Consider the following 13,376-nt stretch of genomic DNA (forward strand, 5'->3'; position numbering starts at 1 on the left):
CCTTTTCTACTCACAAAACAGATTAATATTACGCGTCTGCGTAAGTCGAAATATCCGGGCAGGAACACACCAGATTCCGGTCGCCCCACGCGTTATCCAGCCGTCCGACAGGCGACCAGTACTTGGACGTGTTAACCCCACCCGGGAAACAGCCCTTCTCCCGCGCATAGGGGCGACCCCACTCACCGGCCAAGTCAGCCGTCGTGTGAGGCGCAAACCGTAGCGGGCTATCCTCTACGGCAACTGCCCCTGCTTCCACATCTGCAATTTCTGCCCGAATGGCGATCATCGCATCGCAGAACCGATCCAGCTCGACCTTCCCCTCGGACTCTGTCGGCTCGATCATGAATGTCCCCGCCACCGGGAAACTGACCGTCGGCGCATGGAACCCGTGATCAATCAGACGCTTGGCAATATCGTCCACCGTTACACCAACCGCATCCTTGATGGGCCGCAGATCAACAATGCACTCATGCGCCGTAAAGCCATTGCTGCCCCGATACAGCACCGGGTAATGCGCTTCCAGACGCGCCGCGATGTAGTTCGCATTCAGAATGGCCGCTTCCGTTGCACGGCGCAGTCCCTCATCCCCCATCATCATGATGTACGCCGCAGAGATCGGCAGAATGGACGCTGACCCATACGGTGCAGCAGAAACGGCAATTCCGTTCTGGCCCGGCAGATACGGCGCCAGATGGCTGCCCACACCAATCGGCCCCATGCCCGGTCCACCACCGCCATGCGGAATGCAGAACGTCTTGTGCAGATTGAAATGCGAAACATCAGCCCCGTACAGACCCGGCCGCGCCAGACCGACCTGCGCATTCAGGTTCGCACCATCCAGATAAACCTGCCCACCAGCCGCATGAACAAGATCACAGATCTCGACAATCCGTTCCTCAAACACACCATGCGTAGAAGGATAGGTAATCATAATGGCCGCCACACGTCCGTCATGCTGCGCGATTTTTGCCTTCAAATCTTCAACATCAACGTTCCCGTTGCTGTCACAGGCTACAACAACCACCCGCATTCCCACCATGTGGGCAGACGCCGGGTTTGTCCCATGCGCGGACGCCGGAATCAGGCACACATCCCGATCCATATCTCCGCGCGCCTGATGATACCCACGGATCGCCAGAAGGCCCGCAAACTCACCCTGCGCGCCAGAATTTGGCTGAAGCGACACAGCATCGTAGCCAGAAATCGCACACAGCGTCCGCTCCAGATATGCGAACAGTTCCGCATACCCAAGCTGCTGATCCCTCGGCGCAAACGGATGAATCCGCCCAAATTCAGACCAGGTGATAGGAATCATTTCTGCGGTTGCATTAAGCTTCATCGTGCAGGAGCCCAGCGGAATCATCGTCCGATCCAGCGCCAGATCCTTGTCAGACAGAGACCGCATATACCGCAGCAGATCCGTCTCCGAACGATGAACATGGAACACCGGATGCATCAGCAAAGCCGCCTGACGGGACAGCGCCTGCGGTAGAGCTTCTTCCACGGAAAGCTCGCGCTCCAGAACCGCAACACGCGCCTCATCCGCTCCAAAGCACTGCCACAGCGCCCGGATGGTTTCAGGCGTCGTCGTCTCATCACAGGACAGACCAATCCGTCCTTCGCCCGCATCACGCAGATTAATCCCGGCATCCAGAGCCTTGGCAAGAATGCCCTGCGCCTCGGAACCAGCCTGAACTGTCAGCGTGTCGAAAAACGTTTCCGTCTCAACCGTCACACCCAAGGCCTTCAGGCCCGCAGCCAAAATAGCCGCCAGACGATGCGTGCGACCCGCAATCGCCTTCAGCCCTTCCGGTCCATGATACACCGCATACATGGACGCAATGACAGCCAGCAGAACCTGCGCCGTGCAGATGTTGGACGTTGCCTTCTCGCGGCGGATATGCTGCTCACGGGTCTGCAACGCCAGTCGGTAAGCGGGGCGCCCGGCGCTATCACGTGAAACACCGACCAGACGCCCCGGCATATGCCGCTTATAAGCATCCTTCGTCGCCATGAACCCGGCATGCGGGCCACCACCACCCATCGGCACGCCATAACGCTGCATGGACCCGATGGCGATGTCCGCGCCCAGAGCCCCCGGGCTTTCCAGCATCACAAGAGCCAGCGGATCACAGGTCACGGCAACAATACCGCCCTGAGCATGAACTGCCTCAATCACACTCCGCGGGTCACGCACAGCCCCGGACGACCCCGGATAGGACAGCAGCGCACCAAACACGGACGCCGCATCCAGATCCGTCGCCGGATCACCCACGACAATCTCCCAGCCCAGCGGCTCGGCCCGCGTCTTCAGAACAGCCAGCGTCTGCGGGTGCGTGTCGGCATCTACGAAGAAGCGTTCGGACTTGGACTTGCAGACGCGCTTGGCCAGCGCCATCGCCTCCGCACAGGCCGTGCTCTCATCCAGCAGAGACGCATTGGCGATATCGAGCCCTGTCAGATCGGCCACAAGCGTCTGGAAGTTCAGAAGCGCCTCAAGGCGGCCCTGACTGATTTCCGGCTGATACGGCGTGTAAGCCGTGTACCAGGCCGGGTTTTCCAGAATATTGCGCTGAATGACCGGCGGAAGAACCGTGTCGTAATATCCCTGCCCGATCATGGACGTCAGAACACGGTTTCGGGACGCAATCTCCCGCAGACGCGCCAGAGCCTGCTGTTCAGTCAGCGCCTCACCAATCCCGTGATCGCCACGATCAAGAATGGCTTTCGGAACCGTCCGGTCAATCAGATCATCAAGGCTGGACGCCCCGATCGTCTGCAACATCTCCGTAATTTCAGAGGAGCGTGGGCCAATATGGCGGGAGCTGAAGTCTTCGGTCTGTTCAGGCCACAGGATCGTCACGGTATCGTTCTCTGGAAGTCTTGATGGGCAGGGAAAGAAAAATGGGCCCGACAAAAGCCAGACCCATCACAGAACGTCAGAGGCTCTTGTACTGCTCTGCCGTCAGAAGGGACGTCACGTCCTCCGGGTTGGAAACCTTCATCCTGAAGATCCAACCCTCACCTTCCGGGTCATTGCCAACCAGCGTCGGCTCATCGGACAGCTTCGTGTTGAAGCCCGACAGCACACCGGCAACCGGAGCATAAATGTCAGACGCCGCCTTGACGGATTCCACAACCGCAGCAGCATCGCCCGCCGCCACGTCCGTGCCTTCATCCTTGGCTTCCACGAACACCAGTTCGCCCAGCTCTTCAGAAGCATGAGCCGTGATGCCCACAGTCGCTTCTTCCCCGTCCAGACGGATCCATTCATGCGATTTGGTATAATAAGTCGTCATCGCTGCTTTTCCTTGGCTTAACGCTTGAAACCGGGCGCCACGAACGGCATCGCCCGAACATGAACCGGAACGAATTTTCCACGCAGTTCGGCAAACAGTGCCGTGTCATTCCCTGCGTAGTCTGTTGCGACATATCCCATCGCCACCGGCGCCTGGACCGTCGGGCCAAACGCCCCTGACGTCACCAGACCGATCTCTTTCTGGCCTTCCGCATCCGCAAAAAGCTTCGCACCAGCACGAACAGGCGCACGCCCCTCCGCCATCAGGCCAACACGCTTGCGGCTAACACCTTCACGAGCCTGACGCAGAACGATTTCAGCGCCTGGATACCCGCCTTCCCGGGAACCACCCTCGCGCCGGGCCTTCTGAATGGCCCAGGCCAAAGAGGCTTCAATTGGCGTGGTCGTCGTGTCGATGTCATTGCCATACAGGCAAAGCCCCGCTTCCAGACGAAGCGAATCCCGGGCTCCAAGCCCAATGGGCAGAACCTGCGGCTGAGCCAGCAACGCCCGCGCAACGGTCTCCGCATCTGCGACTGCACAGCCAATTTCGTAACCATCTTCACCGGTGTAACCCGAGCGCGACAGCGTGACCGGAACACCAGCAAGCTCCGTCTCGATCACGTCCATAAAACGCATATCGACCGCTGCCGGACAAAGAGGTGCGATAGCCTCCTGAGCCTGCGGCCCCTGCAACGCCATCAACGCGCGATCAAACTGCCGCGTCACAACACAACGGTCAGAAAGAGCCGCTTCAATCAGCGCCGCATCCTGCTCCTTGCAAGACGCATTCACCACAACGAACAGATCATCGCCCATATTGGCGACCATCAGATCATCAAGAATGCCTGCGGTATCATTGGTCAGAAATCCGTAGCGCTGCCGCCCTTTCGCAAGCCCCGCATAATCCGCCGGGATCAGGCTTTCGAGCGCCAGAGCGGCATCACGCACATCACCACTACGAGCAGCAATCCGGATCTGCCCCATATGGGAGACGTCAAAAAGCCCAGCCTGGCTACGCGTGTGCAAATGCTCGGCCATCAGCCCTGCGGGATACTGAAGCGGCATCTCATAACCCGCAAACGGCACCATTTTGGCGCCAAGTTCCAGATTGAGTGCATGAAGAGGGGTACGCTGGAGGGAGTCGGTCATGGGGTAGGTCCGGCCCGGTCAGAACGTGAAGGTGCAGACGCGCCCGGAATCTTCCGGAAAACGCCGCCCCTTCTGTCCTTTTGCCTGAGATCGCTATCCCGTCGGCGGGTACGTCAGGCGCACCTCTCTCCAGAATTTACCGACCAACTCGGTCCTTTGGCCTGAGAGTTTCCGGGGCGGTTGCTCCTTCGGCGCCAGCCTTCAAGGCCAGTCTCTCCCGTATTGGTCGGACTCGATCCTGCCAGTTTCCTGATCTCTTCGCAATCGTTACGGTTAGTTCTGCGTTACGATTGCCGCATACCTTTGTAACCAGAACGGGAGAACTTTCATGGCTGGCGAACTGACTGTCATTGCAGAATTGTCCATTCCCCCAGAAAATCGGGAAAAATTCCTTGAAATGTGTGCTTATGACAGCAAGCATTCCAACGCGGACGAGCCCGACTGCCATAGCTTTGACGTGATGACATCCAATGAAGATCCGAATCTCATTGTGCTTGTCGAAACCTATCGCGATCAGGCTGCCTTTGATGTGCACCTCAAAACGCCGCACTTCCAGAAATTCGCAGAGGCTGTGAAAACCCTTGGCGCCAAGGAAAACAACGTCCGCTTCTTTACAAGGACGGCACCCTGATATGCGCTTCTTGCTCAAAAACAGCGTCTGTGGCGCCACTCTTTTCCTATTGGCTGCATGCAGCGCGGAACAACCGCAAAAGCCGCATCTCATAGGCCTAGCAAACCCGGCCAGCGTCTCCTGCACACAGCAGGGAGGAACTCTGGAAATCGTTAGTCAGCCAGCTGGACAGATTGGTATGTGTCACCTTCCCTCCGGCCAGACCTGTGAAGAATGGAGCCTGTACCGCGACCATCAGTGCAAATCGTTGCCACCCACCTCCAAACCGTAAGTGCTTCCTCTCGTTTTCCTGATTTCCAAAGAGATCAGGAAAACCGCTTTACGATATGAGCAGTCTTCTTAAAATAAATACATAACATGTTATGTATGTTATCCACACTATCCACCTGAAGGCAGTTCCCCATGCAGAATCAGGCCCCTTGCCTCTCCATAGGCTCGTTAACAAGCAAGACCGGGCGCCTTTTCACGCGCCTGATGGAACAGAAACTGAAACCCGCCGGAATGCGCGCAGGACAGATTCCGGTTTTCCTTGCCCTCGGAAAAGGCGAAGTCCGCACTCAAAAGGTGCTTGCTGAGCTCGCAGGGATTGAGCAACCAGGCATGGCAACACTGCTGGCCCGCATGGAGCGGGACGGCTTGATCGAACGCGAACCCGACCCGGACGACAAACGCGTCAGTCAGATCCGGCTTTCGCCAGTTGGCCTCACTAAAAGCCAGCAGGTTATTCCAATTATGGAAGGGGCCAGCGAGGAAGCCTTCAAAGGCTTCACCCCGCTGGAAAGAGACATTCTCATTACGCTTCTGGAACGCATGAGCAGCAGCCTCGAAAGCTGCCTTTAAAATCCTTCACTCCTAAAAGAGCGAAGGATCAGGCCTTACTTCTCCGTCTTAGGAAGATGCTCGGCAATATATGGCGGCAGATTGAAAGAGCCGACGTGAATTTCAGGCGTCCAATAGCGTGTCGTGCCGAGAATCTTGGCAGCGTCTGCACGTCCGCGAATCTGCTCCAGCGTCTGCGTGTTCGGAGCCTGGCCTTTGGAAGCCATACCCAACGTCATGAAACCGCCGACATAAGTCGGGACAGCGGCAACATAAGCTGAAACATGCGGGAAGAATTTCGCACGACGCAGGCTCGTCTCATACAGTTCATCAGACTGCATGAACGGAACACCGCACTGGTTCACGATCAGACCTTCATCCGACAGGATACGTGCGCAGTTGCTGTAAAATTCGTCCGTAAACAGAACTTCACCAACGCCGATCGGGTCCGTGCTGTCCACGATGATCACGTCAAAAGAACCGTCAGCAGCCTTGGCAACATAGTCGATACCATCACCGACAATCACTTCAGCGCGCGGGTCATTCCAGGCATCGCCCGCAATGTTCGGCAGATGCTGCTTGGAGAGTTCAATTACCGCACCATCGATTTCCACCATGACGGCTTTTTCAACGGTCTTGTGCTCAAGAACGCGACGCAGAACGCCACCGTCACCCGCACCAATGATCAGAACGCGCTTCGCACACGGATGCGCCAGCATCGGAACATGCGTCAGCATTTCCTGATAAACGAACTCATCGCGTTCCGTGATCTGAATGACGCCATCCAGAACCAGCACACGGCCATGGCTGGAGCTTTCAAAGACAACAATGTCCTGGAAATCAGATTTTACGCGCGCGAGCTCACGCGTTACGAGAAAACGCTGTCCCCAGTCCGGGTACAGGGTCTCGTTGATCCATGTTTCAGCCATGGTCATCGGTTCCTTGTCGGGATTTAATAGCAGAGTAAAGACCAGCCGGTTCGGCTGGCCCCTATCCGAGAATCAGGCCGCGCTAGCGTTCCTGTCCTGCACGCGTCCACGGCGTACGGCATCAACTTCGATGCGGCCAGCCTGGAACAAGCGCTGCATGACCGGAATCGAAAGATTCGGATCACAGGCGCCGCACATGAACACATCTACCGCAGCGTAATTACGCTCTGGCCATGTGTGGATCGAGATGTGACTTTCTGCCAGCACCAGAACACCAGACACACCACCATTCGGCGTGAAGTGGTGGAAATGGCTGTGCAGAATCGTTGCACCGGCTGCAATAGCACCCTCGCGCAGCGTCTCATCAATCCGTGCTGGATCATCTAGATTCCGGGCATCCCAGAAATCGATCAGCAAATGATTACCGGCATAGCGTTCGCCATCCCGTTCAATAAAATAGTCTTTGCGCTCCTCTTCAACAGAGTGAGCAGCGCTGTTCTGGATATCTCTCGGGAGTTCCGATACCATCCCCAGTTGAGCAAGTGCGTTCATCACGTACCCCCAAACCAGTAGACAGCCTGTTGGGCGAAATCGCCCCCTTGGGCCAAGAAGCGCGGTAGTTAGAGCCCCCTTCCTGCGGATGCAAGGGTTTTCTGACCTGATTCGCTAATATGTCACATTACCTGAAGAAGCCGGGCCGACATTACAGATCATCCCACTGCCGCCAGACGCTCCCAGGAAGAACAAGCGTTTGGGAATTCAGAGTAAAATACCCTCTAAAAACTCAAAAAACCGGCAATTTTTTGGGATCACCCTTCACTTCAGGGTCTTTCTGACACAGCAACAGATACGCCCCGTCATAGCCAACGATTCGTCCTATGCGTCATCTGCGGCGTAGGCAGGCGAGGCCCTGCACAGCGCATAAAAAAACACGCACTCCAAAGCTGAAATATCTCAGCCTCGCAATGCGTGCTCTTCATACCCCCTAGCCGATAGCGACTAAGGGGACCTAATCCGTAAAGATCAGTTCTTGGCCTTGTCGACCAGCTTGCCCTTGGCAATCCACGGCATCATCGCACGCAGCTTCTCACCGGTCTTCTCGATCTGATGAGCGTCATTGCGAGCGCGGATAGCCTTGAAGCCAACGCCACCAGACTGGTTCTCAAGGATGAAGTTACGAACGAACGTCCCATCCTGAATGTCCGTCAGAACGCGCTTCATCTCAGCCTTCGTTTCCGGCGTGATGATGCGCGGACCCGTCACGTACTCACCATACTCCGCAGTGTTGGAGATGGAGTAGTTCATGTTGGAAATGCCGCCTTCGTAGATCAGATCCACGATCAGCTTCATTTCGTGCAGGCACTCGAAGTAAGCCATTTCCGGGGCATAGCCACCTTCAACCAGCGTCTCAAAGCCAGCGCGGATCAGGTCAACGACACCACCACACAGAACAGCCTGCTCACCGAACAGATCGGTTTCGACTTCTTCCTTGAAGCTCGTCTCGATGATGCCTGCACGGCCGCCGCCATTTGCGGAAGCGTAGGACAGAGCGATGTCCAGAGCCTTGCCAGAAGCATTCTGGGCCACAGCAACGAGGGACGGAACGCCACCGCCACGCTGGTATTCGGAACGAACCGTGTGGCCCGGGCCCTTCGGCGCGATCAGGAACACGTCCAGATCCGGACGGGCTTCAATGATGCGGAAGTGGATGGACAGACCGTGTGCGAATGCAAGTGCTGCACCCTGCTTCAGGTTCTTCTCAAGGCTGTCCTTGTACAGGGCGCCCTGGCCTTCATCCGGCGTCAGAACCATGACCACGTCGGCCCAGGCAGCAGCCTCGTCCGGGGACATGACCTTGAAGCCAGCCTCTTCTGCCTTCTTAACGGCAGAGGACGTCGGACGCAGGCCAATGACAATGTCGGTCAGGCCGCTGTCACGCAGGTTGTTGGCATGAGCGTGACCCTGGCTGCCGTAGCCAATGATCGCGACTTTCTTGCTCTTGATCAGATTCAGATCGGCATCGCGATCGTAATACACCCGCATCAGACATGTTCCTCGTTAACGTGAAAGACAGAAGGGCCACGACCAATGGCCGCAATCCCCGTGCGCGAAACCTCAGCCAGGCCAAGGGGGCGCATCAACTCGATAAAAGCGTCGATCTTGGAGGGAGACCCCGTCAGTTCGAACACAAAACTGGTGGCCGTCGTATCAACCGGGCGCGCCCGGAAAGAATCCGCAATCCGCAGACCTTCCGTGCGGTTCTCGCCACGGGAAACGACTTTTACAAGAGCAAGCTCACGGCCTACATACGGGCCTTCTTCCGTCAGATCACAAACCGCATGAACCGGAATCAGACGCTTCAGCTGCGCCTTGATCTGCTCAATAACCTGCGGCGTCCCCGACGTCAGAACCGTAATGCGTGACAGGCTGCGCTCGGCATCCACCAGCGCAACCGTCAGGCTCTCAATGTTGTAGCCCCGGCCTGAAAACAGACCCACCACGCGGGCCAGTGCGCCACTCTCGTCTTCAATAAGAACCGAGATGACCGAATGTTGGATTGTCTCCGTCATCAGACCAGCATCATCCCTTCTTCGGTCAGACCTGCGGCTGCGGAATCCTGATCCGGGCCAAGCAGCATCTGGTTGTGAGCCGCGCCCGATGGAATCATCGGGTAGCAGTTTTCATTTTCCGCCACGCAGATATCCGCGATGACAGGGCCGTCATGCTCCAGCATCCGGCGGATGACATCGTCCAGCTCACCCACGCAGGTCGCACGCATCCCGGTTGCCTGGAACGCTTCCGCCAACTTTACGAAGTCTGGCAGCGCTTCGCTGTAAGACTGGGAATAGCGTGACCCATGCAGCAGCTCCTGCCACTGACGCACCATGCCCATATACTGGTTGTTCAGGATGAAGATCTTCACCGGCAGACGATACTGCGCGATCGTGCCCAGCTCCTGAATGTTCATCAGGGTCGAGGCTTCACCCGCAATATCAATCACCAGAGCATCCGGATGCGCAACCTGCGCGCCCACAGCGGCTGGCAAACCGTAGCCCATCGTTCCCAGACCACCAGACGTCAGCCAGCGGTTCGGCTTGGCGAACTGGAAGTGCTGGGCCGCCCACATCTGATGCTGACCCACCTCGGTGGACACAAACGTGTCCCGCCCCGTTTCCATCGCCATTTCGTACAGGCGACGAACGGCATGCTGCGGACGGATCACCGCAGACGGCGTCATATCCTGCGTGAAGCCAAAGCCATCCACGCTACGCCAGGACGCAATCTGGTTCCACCATGTGCTCAGATCCGGTGCCGGCGTATCGTCCCATGCGTCCAGCAGCGCCTGAAGCGTATCGCGAACATCACCTTCCAGACGCACATCCACACGGATGATCTTGTTGATCTGGCTTGGATCAATATCTGCATGCACTTTGAACGAATTCGGCGAAAACGCGTCCACACGGCCCGTCACGCGATCATCAAAACGCGCACCCAGAGCGATCAGCAGGTCACAGCCATGCGTGGCCATGTTCGCCTCAACAGACCCGTGCATGCCCAGCATACCGAGGAACTGCGGATCAGGAGACGGAAACGCCCCCAGCCCCATCAGCGTAGACGTGACCGGGAAACCCGTCTTGCGCGCCAGACGACGCAGAAGCTCAGACGCTTCCGGACCGGAATTGATGATACCACCGCCCGTATAGAACAGCGGACGCTTGGCCGTCTTCATGGCCTCGACCGTGCGGGCAATTGCTTCGGCATCCGGGCCACCCTGACGGCGGAACCGCTTCAGCCGCGACAGCGCTGGCTCCGTCAGCGGAGCCTGACCCACCGTGATGTCCTTGGGCAGATCAACCAGCACAGGCCCCGGACGACCGGAACGCGCCACCTCGAAAGCTTCACGCACCGTCTGGGCCAGAGCACCCGGCGTCCGCACCAGATAGTTGTGTTTCGTGGCCGGACGGGTAATGCCCGTCGTGTCCGCCTCCTGGAACGCATCATTGCCGATCAGCTTCGTCGGCACCTGACCGGTCAGGCAGACCAGCGGGATCGAATCCATCAGCGCATCGACAAGGCCGGTCACGGCATTGGTTGCGCCAGGACCGGATGTCACCAGAACAACGCCAACCTTGCCCGTAGAACGCGCATAGGCCTCAGCCGCATGAACGGCAGCCTGCTCATGACGGACAAGAATGTGGCGGATACGGTCCTGCTTGAAAAGCGCATCGTAGATTGGGAGGACAGCGCCCCCCGGATAGCCAAAGACTACCTCTACGCCCTGTTCATCGAGAACGCGCAGAAGCACCTCCGCGCCATTCAGCGCCTCGTTGCCTGTTGTTGCGTCTCTTTCAGCAGAAGCCGTCACCGTATCCTCCTAAGGGGTATGAGGCGCGGGATTTAGGACAGTTCTGTAGGATTCGTCAACTCGCTCAGATATAAAATTCTCAATTTTTTCGTGTTCTGTTTTCGATTCTTGCGCAAATGGGGTGTATCTACGAAACGAAACCATCGAATTGCCATCTGCTCCCAAGGCATGATGCCGAAACCACGTCGCCTGTCGGCGCGTATATCGGCCTGTCGCCAGAACAGCAGCCTGGCGCGCAGCCTCGATCGTCACCTCACCCTGCAACACCGCAGCAAGCTCAGGAACCCCATGCGCGCGCATGGCTGGCAATACAGAATCCAGACCCCGTGCAACAAGTTGACGCACTTCATCCAGCGCTCCAGCCTCCAGCATCTGGCTAAAGCGGGCACCAAGAGACGCCCGCAATTCCTCCCGTGGCGGATCTAGAAGAACGGAAACAAATCGGCAGGGAGCCGCTGGCAGACCGGGTTGAGCCCGCCACCAGACAAGACCATGCCCCGTCCCACGCCAGACTTCCCATGCTCTGGAAATACGCTGCGTATCATTCGGGCGCAGCGCGGAGGCAGTTTCCGGGTCTACCTCCAACAGCTTCTCATGCAGAGCTGCCGGGCCAATGTCCTGGGCCAGTGTTCGGGCTTCCTGTCGCGCGCTATCCCCCGGGTCAGGCACTTCCACGAGACCATCCGTGAGAGCGCGGAGATACATGCCCGTACCACCGCACAGAATTGGCAGACGCCCAGCCCTCCAGGCCGCATCCATTTCGGTCAGAGCCTGCTCGCGCCACCAAGCCACACTTCCCGGCGTCGCTGCATCCAGAACACCATATAGCCGGTGCGGAACAACCGCCTCATCCGAGGCATCGGGGCGCGCTGTGAGAATATGAAGATCGCGGTAAACCTGCATGGAATCAGCATTGATCACTGTTCCATTGAAGGTCCGCGCAAGATCAAGAGCCAGAGCAGACTTGCCGGAGCACGTCGGGCCAGCCACAATGATTGCTGTCTTTGGGGCGTTCATTCCCCTGTTCCTGCCACACGCGCTGGATCGTTACGAGAGCTTATGTCCCTTCCTTCCGTTCTGACACTCATTGCCGACCGCAAGGCTGGCCCCCTCAAACCAGAAGCCATCGACGTCGCCCGCTCTCTGGTGAAAGGCAAAGCCCCTATCGTTCTGTCTGAAGGGGAAGCCGTCGATATTCCATGCCCTACGCCTGGGCCCGGCGCCGCAAGCGCAGCAACAATCCGCGCAACGCTGGCCCCCTATCAGGTCGACACACTGCTGCTGAAAACCCGTGGCCGCCGCAAAGCTGTTCTCGTTGCAGACATGGACAGCACTGTCGTGACGGGAGAAACGCTGGATGAAATGGCGGCAGCTCTTGGTGTAGGCGAGCAGGTTGCAGCCATCACCCGAGCCTCCATGAATGGAGAGATCGACTTTGAAACGTCCATTGAACAACGCGTTGCTCTGCTCGCAGGAAAATCAGCGTCTGTTCTGGAAGACGTCTGGAAGAATGTAACCCTGACGGACGGTGCAAAAGAGCTCGTGCAGACCATGCGCAAGCACAATGCTCGGACGGCTCTGGTGTCAGGTGGCTTCACATGGTTCACACAACGTGTGGCAGAGCTATGTGGCTTCGACGAAAATCACGGAAACATTCTTGAAATCACCGATGGCAAGATGACTGGAAAGCTAGGCGGCCCGGTTCTGGGGCCAGATGCAAAGCTGACTCATCTGGAAGCCCTGACAACTGAGCGGGGTGTTCAGCTTCGTGCTGCACTCACAACTGGTGACGGTGCAAACGATATTCCAATGCTGGCCAGCGCCGGGCTGGGTCTGGCCTTCCACGCAAAACCGAATGTGAAGAAGGTGATTGGCACGCAGATCAATTTTTCAGGTCTGCGTGCACATCTATTCGCTCAGGGATACCGCGCCGCCGATTTCGTCACTGACTGACGAAAAGGCCGCGCCCTTATACTCCCGCCTCAGTACCCCCAGGTATAAGGCGGGACACCACCATAATAAGCTGGCGCTCCATAATATCCCTGCGGAACGGCATACCCGCCAGCAGGAACACCTCCCTGATATCCACCAGGGTAGTACCCGCCGGGATAGGAATTGGCAGCACCTTCGATTGCCATGCCGGCTGCGACACCAAGGGCAGCGCCAACGCCCCAGCCG

13 protein-coding genes, 1 pseudogene and 1 riboswitch are annotated in these 13,376 nt (G+C 57.6%); of the genes and pseudogenes, 4 read left to right on the forward strand and 10 right to left on the reverse strand.

Features of this window, described 5'->3' with window-relative positions; translation table 11 throughout:
* Window positions 1-28: 28 nt before the first annotated feature.
* The 3 genes from gcvP to gcvT form a co-directional block, all read right to left on the reverse strand.
* Window positions 29-2,866: an aminomethyl-transferring glycine dehydrogenase gene (gcvP, locus tag KP707_RS15275; protein ID WP_211507057.1), complete on the reverse strand. Its 2,838-nt coding sequence runs from the start codon at window positions 2,864-2,866 to the stop codon at window positions 29-31.
* Between the two features lie 76 nt (window positions 2,867-2,942).
* Complete coding sequence (gene gcvH / locus KP707_RS15280) at window positions 2,943-3,302, reverse strand: glycine cleavage system protein GcvH (protein WP_211499314.1); 360 nt, start codon at window positions 3,300-3,302, stop codon at window positions 2,943-2,945.
* A 17-nt stretch (window positions 3,303-3,319) separates the two neighbouring features.
* Window positions 3,320-4,453, reverse strand: a complete 1,134-nt coding sequence (gcvT, locus tag KP707_RS15285; protein WP_211503614.1) for a glycine cleavage system aminomethyltransferase GcvT — start codon at window positions 4,451-4,453, stop codon at window positions 3,320-3,322.
* Window positions 4,454-4,592: 139 nt separating this feature from the next.
* Window positions 4,593-4,683, reverse strand: a riboswitch (glycine riboswitch).
* Window positions 4,684-4,781: 98 nt separating this feature from the next.
* Between gcvT and KP707_RS15290 the strand changes: the two genes are divergently transcribed.
* From KP707_RS15290 to KP707_RS15300, 3 genes are all read left to right on the forward strand, one after another.
* Window positions 4,782-5,084, forward strand: coding sequence for a putative quinol monooxygenase (locus KP707_RS15290; RefSeq protein WP_086634734.1), 303 nt, complete (start codon window positions 4,782-4,784; stop codon window positions 5,082-5,084).
* A gap of 1 nt (window position 5,085) precedes the next feature.
* Window positions 5,086-5,355, forward strand: a complete 270-nt coding sequence (locus tag KP707_RS15295) for a DUF333 domain-containing protein (RefSeq protein ID WP_211503613.1) — start codon at window positions 5,086-5,088, stop codon at window positions 5,353-5,355.
* 131 nt (window positions 5,356-5,486) lie between these two features.
* A complete protein-coding gene (locus KP707_RS15300; protein ID WP_064275494.1) occupies window positions 5,487-5,924 on the forward strand; it encodes a MarR family winged helix-turn-helix transcriptional regulator in 438 nt (145 codons plus the stop codon).
* A gap of 35 nt (window positions 5,925-5,959) precedes the next feature.
* Here KP707_RS15300 and speE read toward each other — a convergent pair whose 3' ends face one another.
* The 6 genes from speE to miaA form a co-directional block, all read right to left on the reverse strand.
* Window positions 5,960-6,832 (reverse strand): polyamine aminopropyltransferase, encoded by an 873-nt coding sequence (gene speE, locus KP707_RS15305; protein ID WP_046900377.1) that lies wholly within the window; start codon window positions 6,830-6,832, stop codon window positions 5,960-5,962.
* Between the two features lie 72 nt (window positions 6,833-6,904).
* Window positions 6,905-7,384 (reverse strand): adenosylmethionine decarboxylase, encoded by a 480-nt coding sequence (speD, locus tag KP707_RS15310; protein WP_046900378.1) that lies wholly within the window; start codon window positions 7,382-7,384, stop codon window positions 6,905-6,907.
* Window positions 7,385-7,855: 471 nt separating this feature from the next.
* Window positions 7,856-8,875 carry a ketol-acid reductoisomerase gene (gene ilvC / locus KP707_RS15315; protein ID WP_046900379.1) on the reverse strand — a complete coding sequence of 340 codons (1,020 nt, stop codon included), beginning with the start codon at window positions 8,873-8,875 and terminating at the stop codon, window positions 7,856-7,858.
* The gene (ilvN, locus tag KP707_RS15320) at window positions 8,875-9,402 is read right to left on the reverse strand and encodes an acetolactate synthase small subunit (RefSeq protein ID WP_064275493.1); all 528 of its coding nucleotides are present in this window, start codon (window positions 9,400-9,402) and stop codon (window positions 8,875-8,877) included. The genes ilvC and ilvN overlap by 1 nt, the downstream gene beginning before the upstream one ends.
* The gene (ilvB, locus tag KP707_RS15325; protein ID WP_211503612.1) at window positions 9,402-11,198 is read right to left on the reverse strand and encodes a biosynthetic-type acetolactate synthase large subunit; all 1,797 of its coding nucleotides are present in this window, start codon (window positions 11,196-11,198) and stop codon (window positions 9,402-9,404) included. The genes ilvN and ilvB overlap by 1 nt, the downstream gene beginning before the upstream one ends.
* A 9-nt stretch (window positions 11,199-11,207) precedes the next feature.
* The gene (gene miaA, locus KP707_RS15330) at window positions 11,208-12,215 is read right to left on the reverse strand and encodes a tRNA (adenosine(37)-N6)-dimethylallyltransferase MiaA (RefSeq protein ID WP_211503611.1); all 1,008 of its coding nucleotides are present in this window, start codon (window positions 12,213-12,215) and stop codon (window positions 11,208-11,210) included.
* A gap of 42 nt (window positions 12,216-12,257) precedes the next feature.
* On the opposite strand from miaA, the gene serB reads away from it, so the two are divergent.
* Window positions 12,258-13,151: a phosphoserine phosphatase SerB gene (gene serB / locus KP707_RS15335; protein WP_211503610.1), complete on the forward strand. Its 894-nt coding sequence runs from the start codon at window positions 12,258-12,260 to the stop codon at window positions 13,149-13,151.
* 29 nt (window positions 13,152-13,180) lie between these two features.
* Here serB and KP707_RS15340 read toward each other — a convergent pair.
* Window positions 13,181-13,376 (reverse strand): annotated as a pseudogene (locus KP707_RS15340) (hypothetical protein); the annotation flags it as partial.

It is taken from the genome of Gluconobacter sp. P5E10 (assembly GCF_018812145.1).
GTDB classification, from domain to species: domain Bacteria; phylum Pseudomonadota; class Alphaproteobacteria; order Acetobacterales; family Acetobacteraceae; genus Gluconobacter; species Gluconobacter cerinus.